This window comes from Pseudomonas sp. zjy_15 (assembly GCF_043101865.1).
In the GTDB taxonomy this organism is placed as follows: domain Bacteria; phylum Pseudomonadota; class Gammaproteobacteria; order Pseudomonadales; family Pseudomonadaceae; genus Aquipseudomonas; species Aquipseudomonas putida_Y.
In genome coordinates this window covers 38,500-59,334 of record NZ_JBICII010000050.1, presented here as the reverse complement: position 1 = coordinate 59,334, position 20,835 = coordinate 38,500, and the positions used below count along the sequence as shown (strand labels likewise).

Annotated in this window: 21 protein-coding genes; all 21 read right to left on the bottom strand. The window is 58.6% G+C overall.

Annotation, left to right across the window (positions count from 1 at the left end; translation table 11 throughout):
• Window positions 1–39: 39 nt before the first annotated feature.
• Window positions 40–1,875, bottom strand: coding sequence for a glutamine--fructose-6-phosphate transaminase (isomerizing) (gene glmS / locus ACF8EF_RS09225; RefSeq protein ID WP_010955884.1), 1,836 nt, complete (start codon window positions 1,873–1,875; stop codon window positions 40–42).
• A 3-nt stretch (window positions 1,876–1,878) separates the two neighbouring features.
• The gene (locus ACF8EF_RS09220; protein WP_003253204.1) at window positions 1,879–2,655 is read right to left on the bottom strand and encodes a DeoR/GlpR family DNA-binding transcription regulator; all 777 of its coding nucleotides are present in this window, start codon (window positions 2,653–2,655) and stop codon (window positions 1,879–1,881) included.
• A 190-nt stretch (window positions 2,656–2,845) separates the two neighbouring features.
• Window positions 2,846–4,213, bottom strand: coding sequence for a bifunctional UDP-N-acetylglucosamine diphosphorylase/glucosamine-1-phosphate N-acetyltransferase GlmU (glmU, locus tag ACF8EF_RS09215; RefSeq protein WP_392461465.1), 1,368 nt, complete (start codon window positions 4,211–4,213; stop codon window positions 2,846–2,848).
• Between the two features lie 121 nt (window positions 4,214–4,334).
• On the bottom strand, window positions 4,335–4,754 hold the full coding sequence (locus ACF8EF_RS09210) for a F0F1 ATP synthase subunit epsilon (RefSeq protein ID WP_003260039.1): 420 nt from the start codon (window positions 4,752–4,754) through the stop codon (window positions 4,335–4,337).
• A gap of 43 nt (window positions 4,755–4,797) precedes the next feature.
• Entirely contained in the window at window positions 4,798–6,174 is a 1,377-nt protein-coding gene (gene atpD / locus ACF8EF_RS09205) for a F0F1 ATP synthase subunit beta (protein ID WP_003253197.1), read from the bottom strand.
• A 27-nt stretch (window positions 6,175–6,201) separates the two neighbouring features.
• On the bottom strand, window positions 6,202–7,062 hold the full coding sequence (atpG, locus tag ACF8EF_RS09200) for a F0F1 ATP synthase subunit gamma (RefSeq protein ID WP_003253195.1): 861 nt from the start codon (window positions 7,060–7,062) through the stop codon (window positions 6,202–6,204).
• Between the two features lie 48 nt (window positions 7,063–7,110).
• Window positions 7,111–8,655: a F0F1 ATP synthase subunit alpha gene (gene atpA, locus ACF8EF_RS09195; protein ID WP_176682956.1), complete on the bottom strand. Its 1,545-nt coding sequence runs from the start codon at window positions 8,653–8,655 to the stop codon at window positions 7,111–7,113.
• A gap of 21 nt (window positions 8,656–8,676) precedes the next feature.
• Window positions 8,677–9,213 (bottom strand): F0F1 ATP synthase subunit delta, encoded by a 537-nt coding sequence (locus ACF8EF_RS09190; protein ID WP_003253191.1) that lies wholly within the window; start codon window positions 9,211–9,213, stop codon window positions 8,677–8,679.
• Window positions 9,214–9,225: 12 nt separating this feature from the next.
• A complete protein-coding gene (locus tag ACF8EF_RS09185; RefSeq protein ID WP_010955888.1) occupies window positions 9,226–9,696 on the bottom strand; it encodes a F0F1 ATP synthase subunit B in 471 nt (156 codons plus the stop codon).
• 56 nt (window positions 9,697–9,752) lie between these two features.
• Window positions 9,753–10,010 (bottom strand): F0F1 ATP synthase subunit C, encoded by a 258-nt coding sequence (atpE, locus tag ACF8EF_RS09180; protein WP_003097235.1) that lies wholly within the window; start codon window positions 10,008–10,010, stop codon window positions 9,753–9,755.
• 144 nt (window positions 10,011–10,154) lie between these two features.
• Entirely contained in the window at window positions 10,155–11,024 is an 870-nt protein-coding gene (atpB, locus tag ACF8EF_RS09175; RefSeq protein WP_010955889.1) for a F0F1 ATP synthase subunit A, read from the bottom strand.
• 16 nt (window positions 11,025–11,040) lie between these two features.
• A complete protein-coding gene (locus tag ACF8EF_RS09170; RefSeq protein ID WP_010955890.1) occupies window positions 11,041–11,448 on the bottom strand; it encodes a F0F1 ATP synthase subunit I in 408 nt (135 codons plus the stop codon).
• Between the two features lie 149 nt (window positions 11,449–11,597).
• On the bottom strand, window positions 11,598–12,470 hold the full coding sequence (locus ACF8EF_RS09165; RefSeq protein WP_003253185.1) for a ParB/RepB/Spo0J family partition protein: 873 nt from the start codon (window positions 12,468–12,470) through the stop codon (window positions 11,598–11,600).
• Window positions 12,471–12,479: 9 nt separating this feature from the next.
• Window positions 12,480–13,271, bottom strand: coding sequence for a ParA family protein (locus ACF8EF_RS09160; protein WP_003253182.1), 792 nt, complete (start codon window positions 13,269–13,271; stop codon window positions 12,480–12,482).
• Between the two features lie 18 nt (window positions 13,272–13,289).
• Window positions 13,290–13,940 (bottom strand): 16S rRNA (guanine(527)-N(7))-methyltransferase RsmG, encoded by a 651-nt coding sequence (gene rsmG / locus ACF8EF_RS09155; RefSeq protein WP_176682958.1) that lies wholly within the window; start codon window positions 13,938–13,940, stop codon window positions 13,290–13,292.
• A complete protein-coding gene (gene mnmG, locus ACF8EF_RS09150) occupies window positions 13,937–15,829 on the bottom strand; it encodes a tRNA uridine-5-carboxymethylaminomethyl(34) synthesis enzyme MnmG (protein ID WP_176682959.1) in 1,893 nt (630 codons plus the stop codon). The genes rsmG and mnmG overlap by 4 nt, the downstream gene beginning before the upstream one ends.
• Window positions 15,830–16,462: 633 nt before the next feature.
• Complete coding sequence (gene mnmE, locus ACF8EF_RS09145) at window positions 16,463–17,833, bottom strand: tRNA uridine-5-carboxymethylaminomethyl(34) synthesis GTPase MnmE (RefSeq protein WP_176682961.1); 1,371 nt, start codon at window positions 17,831–17,833, stop codon at window positions 16,463–16,465.
• Between the two features lie 87 nt (window positions 17,834–17,920).
• Window positions 17,921–19,603: a membrane protein insertase YidC gene (gene yidC, locus ACF8EF_RS09140; protein ID WP_176682962.1), complete on the bottom strand. Its 1,683-nt coding sequence runs from the start codon at window positions 19,601–19,603 to the stop codon at window positions 17,921–17,923.
• 2 nt (window positions 19,604–19,605) lie between these two features.
• Window positions 19,606–19,851: a membrane protein insertion efficiency factor YidD gene (gene yidD, locus ACF8EF_RS09135; RefSeq protein WP_003253169.1), complete on the bottom strand. Its 246-nt coding sequence runs from the start codon at window positions 19,849–19,851 to the stop codon at window positions 19,606–19,608.
• Window positions 19,844–20,248, bottom strand: coding sequence for a ribonuclease P protein component (gene rnpA / locus ACF8EF_RS09130; protein ID WP_003253166.1), 405 nt, complete (start codon window positions 20,246–20,248; stop codon window positions 19,844–19,846). The genes yidD and rnpA overlap by 8 nt, the downstream gene beginning before the upstream one ends.
• 13 nt (window positions 20,249–20,261) lie before the next feature.
• Window positions 20,262–20,396, bottom strand: a complete 135-nt coding sequence (gene rpmH, locus ACF8EF_RS09125) for a 50S ribosomal protein L34 (protein WP_003253163.1) — start codon at window positions 20,394–20,396, stop codon at window positions 20,262–20,264.
• Between the last annotated feature and the right edge of the window lie 439 nt (window positions 20,397–20,835).

Below are 20,835 nucleotides of genomic sequence, written 5' to 3'. Positions count from 1 at the left end.
TAATTCCCTAAATCTACAGCTTTATCACGAGCAGACCCCTTACTCGACAGTCACCGACTTGGCCAAATTACGCGGCTGGTCAACGTCGGTCCCCTTTAGCACGGCCACGTAATAAGACAGCAATTGCAGCGGAATGGTGTACAGGATTGGCGCCAGGGCATCGGCAATGTGCGGCACCTTGATCACGTGGGTGCCTTCGCCATTGGTCATGCCAGCGTGCTCGTCGGCGAACACTACCAGCTCGCCACCACGGGCACGCACTTCCTGCAGGTTGGACTTCAGCTTCTCCAGCAGTTCGTTGTTCGGTGCAACGGTAACCACCGGCATGTCGTTGTCCACCAGAGCCAGCGGGCCGTGCTTCAGCTCGCCTGCTGGGTAAGCTTCGGCGTGGATGTAGGAGATCTCTTTAAGCTTGAGAGCACCTTCCATCGCCACCGGGTACTGCGCGCCACGGCCGAGGAACAGGGTATGGTGCTTGTCGGCGAACAGCTCGGCAATTTTCTCGACGGTGGCATCCATGGCCAGGGCTTCGCCCAGGCGGGTTGGCAGTCGACGCAGCTCTTCAACCAGCTCAGCTTCGACACCGGCCTCCAGCGTACCGCGCACCTGACCCAGGGCCAGGGTCAGCAGCATCAGCGAAACCAGCTGGGTGGTGAACGCTTTGGTCGAAGCCACGCCGATTTCAGGGCCGGCCAAGGTCAGCAGGGTCAAGTCCGACTCGCGTACCAACGAGCTGATACCCACGTTGCAGATCGCCAGGCTGCCAAGGAAACCCAACTCCTTGGCGTTGCGCAGTGCGGCCAAGGTATCGGCGGTTTCGCCGGACTGCGAGATGGAGACGAACAGCGTGTCCGGCTGCACCACCACCTTGCGGTAACGGAACTCGCTAGCCACTTCCACCTGGCAAGGGATGCCGGCCAGGCTTTCCAGCCAGTAACGCGCAACCATACCGGCGTGGTAGCTGGTGCCACAGGCAACGATCTGCACGTTGCGCACCTTGGCGAACAAGTCGGCAGCTTGCGGGCCAAAGGCCTGCACCAGCACGTTGTCCTTGCCCAGGCGGCCTTCAAGCGTGCGCTGAACAACGCTTGGCTGCTCGTGAATTTCCTTGAGCATGAAGTGACGGTAAGCGCCCTTGTCGGCAGCCTCGGCACCTTCATGATACTGCACGGTTTCGCGCTGGACCTTGTTGCCCTGCTGGTCCCAGATGGAGACCTGATCACGGCGAATTTCAGCGATATCGCCTTCTTCCAGGTACATGAAGCGGTCAGTAACCTGGCGCAGCGCCAGTTGATCGGACGCCAGGAAGTTCTCGCCAAGGCCCAGGCCGATTACCAGCGGGCTGCCACTGCGTGCGGCGACCAGGCGGTCCGGCTGCTTGGCACTGATCAGCGCCAGGCCGTAAGCACCATGCAGGCGCTTCACCGCTGCCTTCAGGGCGTCGGTCAGGTCTGGAATGCTCTTCAGGGTGTGGTGGATCAGGTGGACGATGACTTCGGTATCGGTCTGCGAAGTGAAGACATAGCCCAGCCCCTTCAGCTCTTCGCGCAGTTCCTCGTGGTTCTCGATGATGCCGTTGTGCACCACGGCCACGTCATTGCCCGAGAAGTGCGGGTGGGCGTTGCCTTCAGTTGGCGCGCCGTGGGTAGCCCAGCGGGTGTGGGCAATCCCCAGCTGGCCTGCCAATGGGTCATCAGCAACAGCAACCTCCAGCTCGCTGACCTTGCCGATGCGGCGGCGGCGCTGCAGTTCACCGTTCTGGGTGAGTACAGCCAAACCGGCGCTATCGTAACCGCGGTATTCAAGACGCTTTAGGCCTTCGATCAGGATGGCTGTGATATTACGCTCGGCGACAGCACCAACGATTCCACACATGTTTTATTGCTCCTGGCTGATCGCGGCGCAGATCAGGTTGATGCCGCGGGCTTGAATTTGTTCGCGCGCTGCTGCTGGCAGGCGTTCATCTGTAATAAGGGTGTGCACGCTGCCCCAGGGCAGCTCGAGGTTAGGGATCTTGCGCCCCACCTTGTCCGACTCGACCATCACGATCACTTCACGGGCAACTTCCGCCATGACCCGGCTCAGCCCAAGAAGTTCGTTGAAGGTAGTGGTACCCCGGCCGAGGTCGATGCCGTCGGCACCGATGAATAATTGGTCGAAATCGTAGGAGCGCAGTACCTGCTCCGCGACCTGGCCCTGGAACGATTCGGAATGCGGGTCCCAGGTGCCACCGGTCATCAGCAGCACCGGCTCGTGTTCGAGGTCGCAGATTGCACGGGCCACATTGAGTGAATTGGTCATCACCACCAGGCCTGGCTGGCGCCCCAGTTCGGGGATCATTGCCGCCGTGGTGCTGCCGCTGTCGATGATAATGCGCGCATGTTCGCGGATACGCCCCACGGCGGCACGCGCAATGGCCTTTTTATAGGAAGAGACGGGTTGTGCCGGTTCACCGAGCAACTCTTGCGGCACCGGCACCGCACCACCGTAGCGGCGTAACAACAAGCCGTTGGTTTCCAAGGCGGCGAGGTCTTTGCGAATGGTCACTTCCGAGGTGGCGAAACGCTTGGCCAACGCGTCCACACTTACCTCACCCTGCTCGCTGAGCAAAGCCAGAATATTGTGTCGCCGTTGTGGTGTGTTTCGTTTCGACATGTGCGTTTAAGTTTCGATTCGAAAGTTAGTGGTTGCAATCAAAACCTAAGACGAGCGATTCGTCAAGCTGTCGCTGACCTGTGGATTGTTTCCTCTGCTTTGGCGCGGTCCTGTAGACGCGGGACAGGGCCAATAAAAAAGCCGACTTATTCACATAAGTCGGCTTTCGATCGAAATGGCTGTGAATAACTCAGCTCTTCTTGATCTTCTCCGGGCGCTTCCAGCCCGATATGTTGCGCTGGCGCGCACGGGCTACAGCCAGGTCACCCGCTTCTACGGCCTGGGTGATAGTCGAACCGGCTGCGGTGGTCGCGCCGGCCTTGATTTCCACAGGCGCCACCAGCGAGTTGTTCGAACCGATGAACACATCTTCACCCATCACGGTCTTGAACTTGTTGGCACCATCGTAGTTGCAGGTGATGGTGCCGGCGCCGATATTGGTCCGCGCACCGATTTCGGCATCACCCAGGTAAGCCAGGTGTCCAGCCTTGGCCCCTTCACCCAGGTGGGCGTTCTTCAGTTCGACGAAGTTACCCACATGGGCCTTGGCGTCCAGTACGCTGCCCGGGCGCAGGCGGGCGAACGGGCCAGCATCGCTGCCTTCTCCCATCACCGCGCCTTCAAGGTGGCTGTTGGCCTTGACCACCGCGCCTTTGCGCAGGGTCGTGTTCTTGATCACGCAGTTAGGGCCGATCTGCACATCGTCTTCGATGACCACCTTGCCTTCGAGAATCACGTTGATGTCGATCAGCACGTCACGACCTACGCTCACTTCACCACGAACATCGAAGCGTGCCGGGTCGCGCAGGGTAACTCCCTGAGCCATCAGACGGCGGCCTTCACGCAACTGGTAGTGACGCTCAAGCTCGGACAGCTGGCGGCGGTCGTTGGCGCCCTGCACTTCCATAGCATCGTGTGGCTGTTCAGTTGCCACCACCAAGCCATCGGCCACTGCCATGGCGATTACGTCAGTCAGGTAATACTCGCCCTGGGCGTTGTTGTTCGACAGCCGGCCCATCCAGTCGGTAAGACGCGCGGCTGGCAGGGCCAGAATTCCAGTGTTGCCTTCCTTGATCGCTTTTTGCGCGTCGTTGGCGTCCTTGTGCTCAACGATGGCAGTTACCTTGCCCTGCTCGTCACGCACGATTCGGCCATAGCCGGTCGGATCGTCGAGGGTGACTGTAAGCAGTCCCAGCTGCTGATCGTTGGCCTTTGCCAACAGACGCTGCAGGGTCTCCACTTCGATCAACGGCACGTCGCCGTATAACACCAGCACAGTATCAGCGGTCAGCGCCGGCAGTGCCTGGGCAACAGCGTGACCGGTACCCAGCTGTTTATCCTGCATGACGAAATTCAGGTCGTCAGCGGCCAGGCGCTCGCGAACCAGTTCGGCACCATGGCCAATGACCACATGAATACCTTGCGGCTGAAGTTGGCGCGCGCTGTGGATAACATGGCCGAGCATGGAATTGCCAGCTACCGGGTGCAACACTTTGGGCAGCGCCGAGCGCATGCGGGTGCCTTGGCCGGCGGCGAGAATAACGATATCGAGTGACATTACTGGCTACCAATCCTGGGCGGTCAGTGAAAGACCGTGGGGGGAGAAAACAGAAAAAGAAAAAGGGTAGCCGAGGCTACCCTTTTACTCAATCGCAACAGAAGTTATCAGCCGTAGCCGATTACTTGCCTCTGCGCATTTGCTGGACGGTACGCAGCTGAGCTGCGGCCTCGGCCAGACGTGCGGCGGCGGCGCCGTAGTCGAAGTCCGCGCCTTTCAGATTCAGGGCGTTCTCGGCAGCCTTGAGGGCCTCCTGAGCCTGAGCTTCATCCAGGTCTGCAGCACGTTGCACGGTATCGGCAAGCACCTTGACCATGTTCGGCTGAACCTCGAGGAAACCACCAGAGATGTAGAACACCTCTTGTGCGCCACCCTGCTTGGTCAGCGTGATCGGACCAGGCTTGAGATTGGTGATCAGTGGCGCATGGCCTGGAGCGATACCAAGATCACCCAGGTTACCGTGCGCAACCACCATCTCGACCAGGCCGGAGAAGATCTCTCCTTCCGCGCTGACGATATCGCAATGGACTGTCATAGCCATCTGCTTGCCTCAACCTGATAGCGCCCCTTGCGGGGCGCAGGAATTACAGTTTCTTGGCTTTCTCGATCGCTTCGTCGATGCTGCCGACCATGTAGAACGCTTGTTCTGGCAGGTGGTCGTAGTCACCTTTGAGGATGCCGCTGAAGCCAGCGATGGTGTCTTTCAGGGAAACGTACTTGCCTGGCGAACCGGTGAAGACTTCTGCCACGAAGAACGGCTGCGACAGGAAGCGCTGGATCTTACGAGCGCGGGCTACCAGTTGCTTGTCGGCTTCGGACAGTTCGTCCATACCCAGGATCGCAATGATGTCCTTCAGCTCTTTGTAGCGCTGCAGAACATACTGAACGCCACGAGCGGTCTCGTAGTGCTCGTTGCCGATCACGTTCGGGTCCAGCTGGCGCGAAGTCGAGTCCAGTGGGTCGACCGCTGGGTAGATACCCAGGGAGGCGATGTCACGGGACAGAACGACGGTGGCGTCCAAGTGGGCGAAGGTGGTCGCTGGCGACGGGTCGGTCAAGTCGTCCGCAGGTACATATACGGCCTGTACGGAGGTGATCGAACCTTCCTTGGTGGAGGTGATGCGCTCTTGCAGAACGCCCATCTCTTCAGCCAGGGTCGGCTGGTAACCTACTGCCGAAGGCATACGGCCCAGCAGTGCGGATACTTCGGTACCGGCCAGGGTGTAACGATAGATGTTGTCGACGAACAGCAGAACGTCGTTACCTTCGTCACGGAACTTCTCGGCCATGGTCAGGCCGGTCAGCGCTACACGCAGACGGTTTCCTGGTGGCTCGTTCATCTGACCGTAGACCAGCGCTACCTTGTCGAGAACGTTGGAGTCCTTCATCTCGTGGTAGAAGTCGTTACCCTCACGAGTACGCTCACCCACACCAGCGAACACGGAGTAACCGCTGTGTTCCATGGCGATGTTACGGATCAGTTCCATCATGTTTACGGTCTTGCCGACACCGGCACCACCGAACAGACCAACCTTACCACCCTTGGCGAACGGGCAAACCAGGTCGATAACCTTGATGCCGGTTTCCAGCAGGTCGTTGCCGCCCGCCTGGTCAGCGAACGAAGGCGCTGGCTGGTGGATACCGCGACGCTCTTCTTCGCCGATCGGGCCGGCTTCGTCGATCGGGTTGCCCAGTACGTCCATGATACGGCCCAGGGTGGCCTTACCAACTGGAACGGAAATGGCAGCGCCGGTGTCGACGACATCCAGACCGCGCTTCAGGCCTTCGGTCGAGCCCATCGCAATGGTACGAACCACGCCGTCGCCCAGCTGCTGCTGAACTTCCAGGGTGGTTTCCGCGCCTTGTACTTTAAGCGCGTTGTATACACTCGGCACGACGTCACGTGGGAATTCCACGTCGATGACGGCGCCGATGATTTGAACGATACGTCCGCTACTCATAGCTGGATCCTCTGAATATGTGAACCGTTAAACCGCGGCAGCGCCGCCGACGATTTCCGAGATCTCCTGGGTGATCGCAGCCTGACGCGCCTTGTTGTAGATCAACTGAAGCTCTTTGATCAAATCACCGGCGTTGTCTGTGGCGTTCTTCATGGCGATCATCCGGGCCGCTTGTTCAGCAGCGTTGTTCTCGACCACCGCCTGGTATACCTGCGACTCCACGTAACGCACCATCAAGCCGTCCAGCAGCTCTTTTGCGTCGGGTTCATACAGGTAGTCCCAGTGATGCTTGAGATCCTGATCCGGGGTTGCCACCAACGGTACCAATTGCTCGACCGTCGGCTTCTGGGTCATGGTATTGATGAACTTGTTCGAAACCACCGAGAGGCGATCGATACGGCCGTCCAGGTAGGCGTCCAGCATCACTTTGACGGAGCCGATCAGATCATTGATCGATGGCTCTTCGCCCAAGTGGCTGATCGCTGCTACGACGTTGCCGCCAAAGATGCGGAAGAAAGTCGCACCCTTGCTGCCGATCACGCACAGGTCGATTTCCACGCCCTGTTCGCGGTTTGCGCTCATGTCCTTGACCAGGGCCTTGAACAGGTTGGTGTTCAAGCCACCGCACAGACCACGGTCACTGCTCACCACGATATAACCGGCGCGCTTTACAGGGCGCTCGATCATGAACGGGTGGCGGTATTCCGGGTTGGCGTTGGCCAGATGACCGATCACCTGGCGGATACGTTCCGCGTAAGGACGGCTAGCAGCCATGCGCATTTGTGCCTTGCGCATCTTGCTGACCGCCACTTTCTCCATGGCGCTGGTAATTTTTTGCGTGCTTTTGATGCTCGCAATCTTACTGCGAATCTCTTTTGCGCCTGCCATGTATCACCTATCAGGTTAGCAAGCGGGGGCCTGAGCCCCCGCTGCGGCTTACCAGGTCTGGGTGGCCTTGAACTTCTCGATACCGGCTTTCAGGCCTGCGTCGATTTCGTCGTTGAAGTCACCCTTCACGTTGATCTTCGCCATCAGTTCAGCGTGATCACGGTTGAAGAAGGCGATCAGTGCTTGCTCGAAGCTGCCGATCTTGGAGACCTCTACGTCGGTCAGGAAGCCACGCTCAGCGGCGTACAGCGACAGAGCCATGTCCGCGATGGACATCGGCGCGTACTGCTTCTGCTTCATCAGCTCGGTAACGCGCTGACCATGCTCCAGCTGCTTGCGGGTCGCTTCGTCCAGATCGGACGCGAACTGGGCGAATGCAGCCAGTTCACGGTACTGAGCCAGAGCGGTACGAATACCACCGGACAGCTTCTTGATGATCTTGGTCTGAGCGGCACCACCTACGCGGGATACCGAAACACCGGCGTTCACTGCAGGGCGGATGCCCGAGTTGAACATGGCCGATTCCAGGAAGATCTGACCGTCGGTGATGGAAATCACGTTGGTCGGAACGAACGCAGAAACGTCGCCAGCCTGGGTTTCGATGATCGGCAGAGCGGTCAGGGAACCAGTTTTGCCAGTGACAGCACCGTTGGTGAACTTCTCGACGTACTCTTCCGAAACGCGCGATGCACGCTCCAGCAGACGGGAGTGGAGATAGAACACGTCGCCTGGGTATGCTTCGCGTCCTGGTGGACGGCGCAGCAGCAGGGAGATCTGACGGTAGGCAACAGCCTGCTTGGACAGGTCATCGTAAACGATCAGTGCGTCTTCACCGCGGTCGCGGAAGAACTCGCCCATGGTGCAACCGGCGTATGGCGCCAGGAATTGCAGTGCGGCGGATTCCGAAGCACTGGCAACAACCACGATGGTGTTGGCCAGGGCGCCGGTTTCTTCCAGCTTGCGAACGATGTTGGCAACGGTGGAACGCTTCTGGCCGACTGCAACATAAACACAGAAAATACCGGAGTCTTTCTGGTTGATGATGGCGTCGATGGCCATGGCGGTCTTGCCGATCTGACGGTCGCCAATGATCAGCTCGCGCTGGCCACGGCCGACAGGGATCATGGCGTCGACGGACTTGTAGCCAGTCTGTACAGGCTGGTCTACCGACTTACGCCAGATCACGCCTGGAGCCACTTTCTCGACTGCGTCGGTCTCGGTGTTGCCCAGAGGACCTTTGCCGTCGATCGGGTTACCCAGTGCGTCAACGACGCGGCCCAGCAGTTCCTTACCAACCGGAACTTCCAGGATGCGGCCGGTGCACTTGGCGCTCATGCCTTCGGCGAGGGTGTCATAGCCACCCAGGATCACTGCACCTACGGAGTCTTGCTCCAGGTTCAGGGCCATGCCGTAGACGCTGCCAGGGAACTCGATCATTTCGCCGTACATGACGTCGGCCAGACCGTGGATCCGCACGATACCGTCGGATACCGAAACGACGGTACCTTCGTTACGGGCTTGGGAGCTCACATCGAGGTTATCGATGCGGCCCTTGATGATTTCACTAATTTCGGAAGGATTGAGTTGCTGCATTGCTCTGCTGCCCCTTCAAACTCAAGATTTCAATGCTTCGGCCAGTTTCGCGATTTTGCCGCGAACAGAGCCATCGATTACCAGGTCACCGGCGCGGATGACGACGCCGCCAATCAGGCTGGCATCCTCCGACGCGTGCAGGCGCACTTCCTGGCCTAACCGTGCACTGAGAACCTTGGCGAGTTTGTCTTGCTGTTCTTGGTTCAACGCGAAGGCACTGGTGACTTCCACGTCCACGGATTTCTCTTGCTCGGCCTTGTACAGGTCGAACAGAGCGGCAATCTCCGGCAGAAGCAGGAGACGGTCGTTTTCCGCGGCAACATGAATGAAATTCTGTGCCTGTGCATTGAACTTGTCACCGCACACGTCAATGAACGTGGCGGCCTTTTCTGCGCTCGTCAGTCGCGGGGCCTTGAGCAGGCGCTGCATGGTGTCGTCTTGCGACACCGCAGCAGCCAGGCCGAGCATGGCTGACCAATTGGCCAGTTGCTGATGGGCCTGGGCATGCTCAAAGGCAGCCTTAGCGTAAGGTCGGGCCAACGTGGTCAGTTCTGCCATGATCGCCCTCGCTTAAATTTCAGCGGCCAGTTTGTTAACCAGCTCCGCATGCGCGTTTTGATCGATTGTGGCGCCAAGGATCTTTTCAGCACCACCAACGGCCAGAGCACCCACTTGGGCACGCAGGGCGTCTTTAGCGCTGTTCAGTTCCTGTTCGATCTCGGCCAGAGCCTGAGCCTTCACACGGTCAGCTTCGACGCGAGCCTGTTCACGGGCTTCGTCGACAAGCTGAGCAGCGCGTTTCTTGCTTTGCTCGATGATTTCGGCTGCCTGTGCTTTAGCTTCACGCAGTTGCTGACCCGCTTTCTCTTGGGCCAGCTCCAGGTCGCGAGCTGCGCGGTTGGCAGCGTCCAAGCCGTCGGCAATCTTCTTTTGGCGCTCTTGCAGGGCAGTGATGACCGGAGGCCATACATACTTCATGCAGAAGAGTACAAAAATCAGGAAAGCAACGGATTGGCCAATCAGGGTTGCATTAATGTTCACGCCAACACCTCGCTCGGTCTTAATTCATACAGCCATCAACTCGTGGTGACGAGTGATTAGCCGGCGATCTGACCAACGAACGGATTCGCGAAGGTGAAGAACAGAGCGATACCAACACCGATCATGGTTACGGCGTCGAGCAGACCGGCAACGATGAACATTTTGACCTGCAGCATTGGAACCATTTCTGGTTGACGAGCAGCGCCTTCCAGGAATTTGCCACCCAGCAGGCCGAAACCAATGGCGGTACCCAGAGCACCCAGGCCGATCAGCAGAGCAACAGCGATAGCGGTCAGACCAACTACAGTTTCCATCTTTCCTCCCGACTTTTACGTCGTATTGGTTAGGTTTTTAGTTTGAAGCGGTAAAACAAATCGTTTGGTACAGCATGCCCTTGCGGACTTTTTAAGCCCTCCCCCCGTACAGGCAGGGAAGGCTATCAGACACGCCAGGCGGTCTTAATGGTTATCTTCGTGAGCCATCGACAGGTAGACGATGGTCAGCATCATGAAGATGAAAGCTTGCAGGGTGATGATCAGGATGTGGAACACAGCCCACGCCCATTGCAGCACCACACCCAGGCCGCTGAGCCACAGCAGGCCCGAGCCGAACATTACAGCGATCAGGATGAACACCAGCTCGCCAGCATACATGTTGCCGAACAGACGCAGTGCCAGCGAGATCGGCTTGGCGATCAGGGTGACGAATTCCAGCAGGAAGTTGACCGGAATCAGCAGGATCTGCACGAAGATATTCTTGCTGCCAAACGGGTGCAGGGTCAGCTCACCGATGAAGCCGCCCAGGCCCTTGACCTTGATGCTGTAGAAGATGATCAGGGCGAAGACGCAGAAGGCCATGGCCAGGGTCGCGTTCGGGTCGGTGGTCGACACGGCGCGGAACGGAATGTGCGGGTCACCGGAAATCAGGATGGCCAGCTGAGGAATCCAGTCGACCGGTATCAGGTCGACGGCGTTCATCAGGAATACCCAGACGAAAATGGTCAGCGCCAGCGGCGCGATTACCGGGCTACGGCCGTGGAAGGAGTCCTTCACGCTGCCGTTGACGAAGTCGACCATCACTTCAACGAAGTTCTGCAGACCGCCAGGTTGGCCGGAAGTCGCCTTCTTGGCCGCCATGCGGAAGATCAACAGGAAGATCAGACCCAGCGCGACGGACCAACCCAGGGTGTCCAGGTGGAACGCCCAGAAGCCCATTGCCTTGGCTTCTGCAGCCGAATGGGCGAAGCCCCAGCTGCCGTCTGGTAGTTGACCGTAGGTCAGGTTCTGCAAGTGGTGCTGGATATAGCCCGAAGCGGTTTCTGCTGCCATGGTTGCCTCAAACGCCCTAAGGTCTCGAAAGTCTTTTATTCATCAGCAGGGGCGCGAACCAGCTGACCAAAAGGGTCAACACGAAGACGCCGAATACTGCTAGCGGCGCCAGTGGCTTCACTCCTGCAAAGGTCAGTGCAAAAAGCACTGCCGTCAAAATCATCTTGCCTGCCTCGCCAGCGTAAAACGACTTGACGATAGCTTGTGCCGCCCGAGCCCCGCTGAAGCGAAAAGCCTTCCAGGCGAAATACACATTGGGCAGCCAGGCAATCAAACCTCCGCAAAGGCCTGAATATCCACTGACCGACCCTTTCCACTGCCACAACACCAAGGTTGCCAGCAGCAGTACGACAAATTGAGCCAGCAGTACCGGAAAAACCGCCCAGCGATGGAAAGGCAGGCGGTTTGGCGTGCGTATTTCCATCACAACTGCTCCTCGGAAGTCGACCAACAAGTCAGCTATGACTTGGCATAATTTGTGCCGACAAAATGCGCGCAGAGTATAGGGGTGGATTAACCCCTATTCAACTCTTCGGTAGTGATTTCCGACTTCACGCTACAACAGGAATTGTTTCAGCGGATGTGAGCGAGCACGCCTTGCAACTCGTCAAGCGAGTTGTAGCGAATAACCAACTGGCCTTTGCCCTTGTTGCCATGACGGATCTGCACGGCCGAGCCCAGGCGCTCTGCGAGCCGCTGTTCAAGGCGAGCGATATCCGGATCAGGTTTGCTCGGTTCGACCGGATCAGGCTTGTCGCTGAGCCACTGACGGACCAGTGCTTCGGTTTGGCGCACGGTGAGGCCACGTGCGACAACATGACGCGCCCCCTCCTCCTGACGATTTTCATCCAGGCCGAGCAATGCACGGGCATGCCCCATCTCCAGGTCACCGTGGGCGAGCATGGTCTTGATCGCATCGGGCAAGGTAATGAGGCGCAGCAGGTTGGCCACGGTCACCCGCGACTTGCCCACAGCGTCAGCCACCTGCTGCTGGGTAAGCTCGAATTCCTGTTGCAGGCGCTGCAGGGCCATGGCCTCTTCCAGTGGGTTGAGGTCTTCGCGCTGGATGTTCTCGATCAATGCCATGGCGATGGCGGCTTCGTCGGGCACTTCGCGGACCATGGCCGGGATCGTGTCCAGGCCGGCCTGCTGGGTAGCGCGCCAACGGCGCTCACCGGCGATGATCTCGTATCGGTTGTCGCCAATCGGGCGCACCACGATCGGTTGCATCACACCATGGTTGCGAATCGAGTGCGCAAGCTCTTCCAGCGCCTCCGGGTCCATGTCCCGGCGAGGCTGATACTTGCCACGCTGGACCAGCTCGACCGGCAGGTGTTGCAGTTCTTTCTGGTCGATCTTCACAGCCTGCTCTTCGAGCGCGCTGACGGAAGGACCACTGAGCAGTGCATCCAACCCACGTCCGAGACCCCGTTTCTTGACGGCCATACGGATTCCTTAAGTTGTTTGTGCAGTGCGTGATGGACGGCGTTGACGGCGTACCAGTTCCCCTGCCAGGGCCAGGTAAGCCAGCGCGCCCCGCGATTGCTTGTCGTAAGCAAGGGCTGGCATGCCGAAGCTGGGGGCCTCGGCCAAGCGAATGTTGCGCGGAATGACCGTGTCGTACAGCTGAGGGCCAAAGTGCTCCTTCAACTGCGCCGAAACATCGTTGTTCAGGCTCAGACGCGGATCGTACATGGTCCGCAGCAGGCCCTCGATCTTCAACTCCGGGTTCAACCGGGCGGCGATGCGCTTGATGTTATCCACAAGGTCGCTGAGACCTTCCAGCGCGTAGTACTCACACTGCATGGGGATAATTACGCCATCGGAAGCGACCAGCGCATTGAGCGTGAGCATCGACAGCGACGGTGGGCAGTCGATGAGGATGTAGTCGTAGTTATCGCGGATGGGCGCCAGCGCGTTGCGCAGACGGCTCTCCTTGACCTGCATTTCCAGCAGCACCACCTCAGCGGCGGTCAGGTCACGGTTGGCCGGCAGCAACTGGAAGCCTCCGTGCTCGGAGTAGTGCATAGCCTGGGCCAAGTCGCACTCCCCGATCAGCAGGTCGTAGACCGAGTGCTCGAGCTCGTGCTTGTCCACACCGCTGCCCATGGTGGCGTTGCCCTGCGGATCGAGGTCGATCAGCAGGACACGACGCTTGGTCGCAGCCAGCGAGGCGGCGAGATTGATACAGGTGGTTGTCTTGCCCACACCACCTTTCTGGTTCGCGATTGCGAATACCTTAGCCATTGTTGCGAGTGTTCCCAGTCATGCCTTGCGGCGCAGTATCAGCAGATGGCGCTGGCCCTGGCAACCCGGAACGGTCAGGGCCTGTTCGCTTTCCACTGTGAAGTCTGCGGGCAATGCTACCAGTTCATCGGCAGGATGCAGCCCCTTCATTGCAAGCCATTGCGTCCCGGTGTCGCCCAAGTGGCGGGTCCAATTGGTGAAGTTCTCCATGCTGCTGAAGGCGCGGGAGATGATTCCGTCGAACGGTTGTGGCGGCTGGAAGGCCTCGACCCGGCTGTGGATAACCGTGAGGTTGTCCAGCTTGAGTTCCATTTTCACCTGTGTCAGGAAACGGGTCTTCTTGCCATTGGCGTCCAGCACGGTCACCCGCTTGTGCGGATGCAAAATTGCCAACGGGATCCCCGGCATGCCTCCACCGCTGCCGACGTCCAGCCAACTGTCACGTTCGCTGTGGATAAACGACATGACACTGAGGCTATCCAGGAGATGGCGTGAAACCATCTCGTCCGGGTCGCGCACGGCAGTCAGGTTGTACGCTTTGTTCCATTTGATCAGCAGGGCCAGGTAGCCGAGCAGCTTTTCGTGATGCTCGGCGCTCAGCTCGACTCCGAGTTTGCGCGCACCTGTGGACAACTCTTCAGCGTGTTGCGGGGTGACCAGGGAACTCAAGCGCTTTGCTCCAATTCGCGGCCAGCGCCGCGTTTTTTCAAGTGTATCAACAACAGGGAAATCGCCGCCGGGGTCACGCCAGGGATGCGCGAAGCCTGCCCCAAGGTTTCCGGACGGGTCTGGCCCAGCTTGCCCTGGATCTCCTTGGACAGGCCGGAGATCGTCGAGTAGTCGATATCCACAGGCAGGCGGGTGTCTTCGCTGGCACGCAGTCGGGCGATTTCATCCTGCTGGCGGTCGATGTAACCCGCGTATTTGGTGCGGATCTCGACCTGCTCGGCGACCTGCTGGTCGATCGCTTCACCACCGGTCGCCTCAATCAGGCCGGCGTAATCGATTTCCGGCCGCGCCAGCAGGTTGAGCAGGCTGTATTCGTGGCTAAGCGGTGTACCAAACTTATCCACAATCGCTTGGCCTTGCTCAGTGTTCGGGCGCACCCAGGTCGATTTCAGGCGCTGTTCCTCACGCTCGATACCGTCGCGCTTGGCACAGAACGCGGCCCAGCGCTGGTCATCGATCAGGCCCAGTTCACGGCCCTTTTCGGTCAGGCGCAGGTCGGCGTTGTCTTCGCGCAGGATCAGGCGGTACTCGGCGCGCGAAGTGAACATGCGGTACGGCTCCTGAGTACCCAGGGTAATCAAGTCGTCGACCAGCACACCGATGTAGGCTTCATCGCGGCGCGGGCACCAGCTGTCGCGACCTTGCGCACGCAGTGCAGCATTGGTCCCGGCCAGCAGGCCTTGGGCACCGGCTTCTTCGTATCCGGTGGTGCCGTTGATCTGCCCGGCGAAGAACAGACCGCCGATGACTTTGGTCTCGAGGCTGTACTTGAGGTCACGGGGATCGAAGTAGTCGTACTCGATGGCATACCCGGGGCGCACGATGTGGGCGTTTTCCATGCCGCGGATCGAACGGACCAGCTCCAGTTGCACGTCGAACGGCAGCGAAGTGGAAATACCGTTGGGATACAGCTCATGGGTGTTCAAGCCTTCCGGCTCAATGAACACCTGGTGGCTTTCCTTGTCGGCGAAGCGGTGGATCTTGTCTTCGATCGACGGACAGTAACGCGGGCCGACACCTTCGATCACGCCCGAGTACATCGGTGAACGGTCGAGGTTCGAGGCAATGATCTCGTGGGTGCGCGCATTGGTGTGGGTAATCCAGCAGCTCACCTGACGCGGGTGCATTTCAGCATTGCCCATGAACGACATCACCGGGATCGGCGTATCGCCCGGCTGTTCGGTCATTACCGAGAAATCCACAGAGCGGCCGTCAATGCGTGGCGGGGTACCGGTTTTCAGACGGCCGACGCGCAGCGGCAGTTCACGCATGCGGTGGGCCAGGGCAATCGAAGGTGGATCACCGGCGCGACCACCGGAATGGTTTTGCAGACCAATGTGGATAAGGCCGCCGAGGAAGGTACCGGTAGTCAGTACCACCGATTCGGCAAAGAAACGCAGGCCCATCTGGGTCACCACGCCTTTGACCTGGTCCTGCTCGACGATCAGGTCGTCGCAGGACTGCTGGAATATCCACAGGTTTGGCTGGTTTTCCAGGATTTCACGCACCACTGCCTTGTAGATGGCGCGGTCGGCTTGTGCACGGGTGGCACGTACGGCCGGGCCCTTGCGGTTGTTCAGAACGCGGAACTGGATGCCGCTCTTGTCGGTGGCCAGCGCCATGGCGCCGCCGAGCGCATCGATCTCTTTGACCAGATGGCTTTTGCCAATACCGCCGATGGCGGGGTTGCAGCTCATGTGACCGAGGGTTTCCACGTTATGGGTCAGCAGCAGGGTTTTCACACCCATGCGTGCAGACGCAAGCGCAGCCTCGGTACCGGCATGGCCGCCGCCGATGACGATCACGTCAAAACGGGAAGGGAAATCCACCACGCACCTCGTGCCTGTTTTTGCGAATAGAGAAGGTAAGCGGACAAGTATAGGGACTTCACCCCCAGTAAAGAAACCGTCTGAGCAAATTTTGACCAGTCTGTGGATGAGTGGCAAACAACAGAAATCAGAGAGAAGAAATTTAAAAAGCTTTGTTTTTATGTTTATTCTTATGCACAACGATATCTGTGGATAAAGTCTCCTATCCCACGAATGACGCTATGTAGAGAGAAATTAAACCCTGTGTCTGGAGTGGCATGAGGGCTATGGATAACGCCATTTAGCCTGTGGATTAAATGGCTATTTACCCACAGGCGGTTTTTTCCTCAGAAAAAAAGCCCGCTTATCAACTGAGCTGAAGGCGACTTTTCCACAGGGCTCCTGAGCACAGTTTTCAAGCCGGGCATGAAAAATTCATCGCGCTGGCGGGCAGACATGATCAGGTTGAAGCGGTCGAGCCCGCGAAAGGATGGGTACATCCGCAGAGATCTGGTGCTTGTAAGGGCTTCTTCGCGGGCCCGCCCGCTCACATGGGTGCTTGGGTCATCGGCCTGCATTCAGCTTCTGCAACGAATTTCAGGCAAAAAAAAGCCGCTCCCTAAGGAGCGGCGCTTGACCTTGCCAGGCTGTGGATTACTTGCCGATGCAGAAGCTGGAGAAAATCCGCCCAAGCAGGTCATCCGAGCTGAATGCTCCTGTGATTTCCCCCAGCGCATGCTGTGCCTGGCGTAAGTCCTCAGCCAGAAGCTCTCCTGCGCCCGCCAAGGTCAATTGTGCACGGCCGTGCTCCAGGTGCTCGCTGGCCTGGCGCAAGGCATCCAGATGGCGCCGGCGGGCGCTGAATCCACTCTCTGCAGTCTGTTCGTAACCCATACAGCCCTTCAGATGCTCACGGAGCAGTTGCAGCCCTGTGTCGTCGCCCTTGGCGCTGAGGGTAATGGTCACGTGGCCGTCATCGCACTGTTCCAGCGCTACCCGCTCACCACTCAGGTCGGCCTTGTTGCGAATCAGCGTGACTTTGGCCGGATCCGGCCGCTGAGCGAGAAACTCAGGCCAGAGAGCGAACGGATCGCTGGCCTCGGGCGCAGTGGAGTCGACCACGAGCAGAACGCGGTCTGCCTCGCCAATTGCCTTCAGGGCACGTTCCACACCGATCTTTTCCACATGGTCATCGGTATCGCGCAAGCCGGCAGTATCGACAACGTGCAGCGGCATGCCGTCGATGTGGATATGTTCGCGCAGGATATCCCGCGTGGTACCGGCGATGTCCGTGACAATGGCTGCTTCCCGTCCGGCCAGCTGGTTCAGCAAGCTTGATTTACCGGCATTCGGCCGGCCGGCAATGACTACCGTCATGCCGTCGCGCAGCAAGGCGCCTTGCCCGGCCTCGCGCTGCACAGTGGATAACTCGCTGCGCACGGCATCAAGCATCGACAGCACGTGGCCATCGGCAAGGAAGTCGATCTCTTCCTCAGGAAAGTCGATCGCCGCCTCGACGTAAATACGCAGGGCAATCAACGCCTCGGTGAGGCTGTGCACACGCCTGGAGAATTCCCCTTGCAGCGAGCGCAGGGCGTTGCGCGCTGCCTGGCTGGAACTCGCCTCGATCAGGTCGGCGATGGCTTCGGCCTGAGCCAGGTCGAGCTTGTCGTTGAGGAAAGCGCGCTCGCTGAATTCGCCCGGGCGGGCCAGACGACAGCCGACTTGTACACAGCGCTGCAGCAGCATGTCCAGCACCACAGGACCGCCGTGACCCTGCAGTTCAAGCACGTCCTCGCCAGTGAACGAATTAGGCCCAGGAAAGAACAACGCAATCCCTTCGTCCAGCACCAGCCCGTCATCGTCGCGGAATGGGCCGTAATGGGCATGCCGCGGGGTCAGGGTGCGGCCGGTGATCAACAGGCCGGCCTTGGCAGCCAGAGGGCCGGACAACCTGACAATACCCACACCACCACGGCCCTGGGCCGTGGCGATGGCGGCGATGGTTTCACGCACAGTGTTCATGCTCGAAAGCCTCTACGACAAAACGACAGATAGCAAAAACGCCCCACTAGGGGGCGTTTTTTATTCACAGGCTAGCGTATTAGCCCGTCAAGCAGCAGCTTTTTTGGTAGCTGCTTCGATACGGCGAGTGATGTACCACTGCTGCGAAATCGACAGGCAGTTGTTCACAACCCAGTACAGCACCAGACCGGCAGGGAACCACAGGAAGAAGAAGGTGAAGATGATTGGCATCATTTTCATCACCTTGGCCTGCATCGGATCCGGCGGTGTCGGGTTCAGGCGCTGCTGGATGAACATGGTGGCGCCCATGATGATCGGCAGGATGAAGAACGGATCCTTGATCGACAGGTCGGTAATCCACAGTATCCATGGGGCCTGGCGCATTTCCACGCTTTCCAGCAATACCCAGTACAGGGCCAGGAATACCGGCATTTGCACCAGGATCGGCAGGCAGCCGCCCAGCGGGTTGATCTTCTCTTTCTTGTAAAGCTCCATCATCGCCTGGGACATCTTCTGGCGATCGTCACCGAAGCGTTCCTTGAGTGCGGCGAGCTTAGGTGCAACGGCACGCATACGGGCCATCGAGCGGTAGCTGGCAGCCGACAGCGGGAAGAACAGGCCTTTGATCAACATGGTCAGCACGATGATCGACCAGCCCCAGTTACCCAGCAGGCTGTGGATATGTTGCAGCAGCCAGAAGATCGGCTGGGCGATAAACCACAGGAAGCCGTAGTCGACGGTCAATTCCAGGCCTGGGGACAACTCTTTCAGCTTGGACTGGATCTTCGGGCCAGCGTACAGCATGGCGCTGGTTTCGACCTTGCCGCCAGCCGGTACGCTGATAACTGGGCCGGTGTAGCCGATGATGTAGTTGCCTTGGCTATCCTTGCGGGTCTGGACAACGTTGTTGTCCGACTTGGCTGGAATCCAGGCGGTCACGAAGTAGTGCTGCAGCCAGGCAACCCAGCCGCCGGACACATTTTCTTTCAAACTACCTTTGTCGATGTCCTTCATCGAGACCTTTTTGTAAGGCTCGGAAGCTGTCCACAGGGCGGCACCCAGGTAGGTAGCGGTACCGGTGGCAGTACTGGAGGACGGATCGCCGCTGGCATCACGCTTGAGCTGGGCAAACATGTTGCCGCTCCACGCCTGGCTGCTCTGGTTGTCGATCAGATAGCTGACATTCAGGTCGTACTCACCGCGCTTGAAGCTGAAACGCTTGATGTAGTTGACGCCGTTGTCACTGAACTTCAGATCTACCACCAGTTGTTCCTGGCCGTCGGCCAGCTGGTAGCTCTTCTGTTCGGCAGCATACAGGGGACGGCCGCTGGCGCGGGCATCCGGACCGTCGGTGCCGGTCAGACCGCTTTGTGCCAGGTAAACACGCTCACCACCGTTGTCGAACAACTGGAATGGAATGTTCGGGTGGTCTTGACGGCGTGGGTACTTCGGCAGGTTCAGCTGGACGATGTCACCACCGACCGGATCGATAGCCAGTTCCAGAACGTCGGTCTTGACTCGGATCAGGTCCTTGCTGAGTGCGACCGGTGCCAGTTCGGCAGGGCTCGATTCGGCGTTGGCGCTCGGTACATCGGCGCTGGCACCGTTGTTACCGGCCGGCACGCCATCGGGCAAGCCCGGAGCAACAGTGCTGGCAGCAGTATTCTGAGTCGGCAGGGCAGCCTGGCCGTAGTCATCGTTCCACTTCAGGACCATGACGTAGGACACGACTGCCAGCGCGGCGATCAGGATCGTGCGTTTAATATCCATGATTACTCGGCTATCGAAGAAGTTCGGGAGGAAGGAGCGGGTGGAACGGGGTCGAAACCGCCGTCATTCCACGGATGACAACGCCCCAGGCGACGAACGGCCAGCCACCCACCACGCCAGATGCCATGGTTTTCGATGGCTTCATACGCGTAACAGGAGCAACTGGGGAAAAACCGACAGTGATTGGCCATCAGAGGACTAATGGCGTAACGGTAAAACTGGATCGGAACGAGTGCCAGTTTACGCATCTTGGCTGTCTACCCCTGCGGAATTGGCGGTGACTGCTGGTGTCGGCCGGCTGCGTGCCAGGCGTTTCCAGAGCTTGCCAAAGTGTTGGTGCAATTCCGGGTTTTCTATCTCACCCAATCCCTTGCGCGCGACGATCACGATGTCCAGGCCAGCAAGCAATTGCTGGTTCAGACGAAAGGAATCGCGCATCAAGCGCTTGAGGCGGTTGCGTTGAACGGCGAGCTTGACACTCTTCTTGCCGATTACCAAGCCAAGGCGTGGGTGATCGAGGCCGTTCTCGCGAGCAAGGATCAGCAGGTTTTTCCCTGGAACCTTGCCGGTTGGGGAGTCGAAGACCGCTTTGAAGTGTCGGGGTGTAAGCAGTCGCTTTTCCCGACTGAAGTCCTGACTCACCACCTGTGCCGAAAAATCAAATGGCCAGACGCTTACGGCCTTTGGCACGACGACGCGACAGAACAGCACGGCCGTTCTTGGTAGCCATACGGGCACGGAAACCGTGGGTGCGGGCGCGCTTGATGGTGCTTGGTTGGAAAGTACGTTTCATGGCGTGTTACCTGGTTTGTCGACGACGGGCCGGGATGGCCCCCTTTTTAAGAGACCGGCGATTCTAGAGAAAGCAAGCCCATAGGTCAATTTCCAACCAGTCATTCCATATAGAGCTGTGATGGACGGTGCCTCCTGGTTCGTGCCAAAGGGTGCTTGATCGGACACACGAATCGGGGACAACATGAAAAAAAAGAAGAGACATATAAAAAGCTTTTCTGAAGAACTTATAAATCTTAGGTGGATAACCTTCTGTGGATAACCATCGCTAGGCCATGATTTACGTGATGTACAGAGTTTTACAACTTTGTTCTGAACCGGTGCTGCGACTGTTCCCATCGTGGGCGAAAGCTGTGGATGAAAATGCAGTTTATCCACAGCAAGGTTATCAACAGGCTGGTGCCCAGGGTTGTGCATAGACCTCATGGCCCGTTATCCAC

Coding starts and splice junctions, on each gene's coding strand:
- glmS (WP_010955884.1), bottom strand. CDS start 1,875: ATGTGTGGAATCGTTGGTGCTGTCGCCGAGCGTAATATCACAGCCATC.
- ACF8EF_RS09220 (WP_003253204.1), bottom strand. CDS start 2,655: ATGTCGAAACGAAACACACCACAACGGCGACACAATATTCTGGCTTTG.
- glmU (WP_392461465.1), bottom strand. CDS start 4,213: ATGTCACTCGATATCGTTATTCTCGCCGCCGGCCAAGGCACCCGCATG.
- ACF8EF_RS09210 (WP_003260039.1), bottom strand. CDS start 4,754: ATGGCTATGACAGTCCATTGCGATATCGTCAGCGCGGAAGGAGAGATC.
- atpD (WP_003253197.1), bottom strand. CDS start 6,174: ATGAGTAGCGGACGTATCGTTCAAATCATCGGCGCCGTCATCGACGTG.
- atpG (WP_003253195.1), bottom strand. CDS start 7,062: ATGGCAGGCGCAAAAGAGATTCGCAGTAAGATTGCGAGCATCAAAAGC.
- atpA (WP_176682956.1), bottom strand. CDS start 8,655: ATGCAGCAACTCAATCCTTCCGAAATTAGTGAAATCATCAAGGGCCGC.
- ACF8EF_RS09190 (WP_003253191.1), bottom strand. CDS start 9,213: ATGGCAGAACTGACCACGTTGGCCCGACCTTACGCTAAGGCTGCCTTT.
- atpE (WP_003097235.1), bottom strand. CDS start 10,010: ATGGAAACTGTAGTTGGTCTGACCGCTATCGCTGTTGCTCTGCTGATC.
- atpB (WP_010955889.1), bottom strand. CDS start 11,024: ATGGCAGCAGAAACCGCTTCGGGCTATATCCAGCACCACTTGCAGAAC.
- ACF8EF_RS09170 (WP_010955890.1), bottom strand. CDS start 11,448: ATGGAAATACGCACGCCAAACCGCCTGCCTTTCCATCGCTGGGCGGTT.
- ACF8EF_RS09165 (WP_003253185.1), bottom strand. CDS start 12,470: ATGGCCGTCAAGAAACGGGGTCTCGGACGTGGGTTGGATGCACTGCTC.
- ACF8EF_RS09160 (WP_003253182.1), bottom strand. CDS start 13,271: ATGGCTAAGGTATTCGCAATCGCGAACCAGAAAGGTGGTGTGGGCAAG.
- mnmE (WP_176682961.1), bottom strand. CDS start 17,833: ATGAACACTGTGCGTGAAACCATCGCCGCCATCGCCACGGCCCAGGGC.
- yidC (WP_176682962.1), bottom strand. CDS start 19,603: ATGGATATTAAACGCACGATCCTGATCGCCGCGCTGGCAGTCGTGTCC.
- yidD (WP_003253169.1), bottom strand. CDS start 19,851: ATGCGTAAACTGGCACTCGTTCCGATCCAGTTTTACCGTTACGCCATT.
- rpmH (WP_003253163.1), bottom strand. CDS start 20,396: ATGAAACGTACTTTCCAACCAAGCACCATCAAGCGCGCCCGCACCCAC.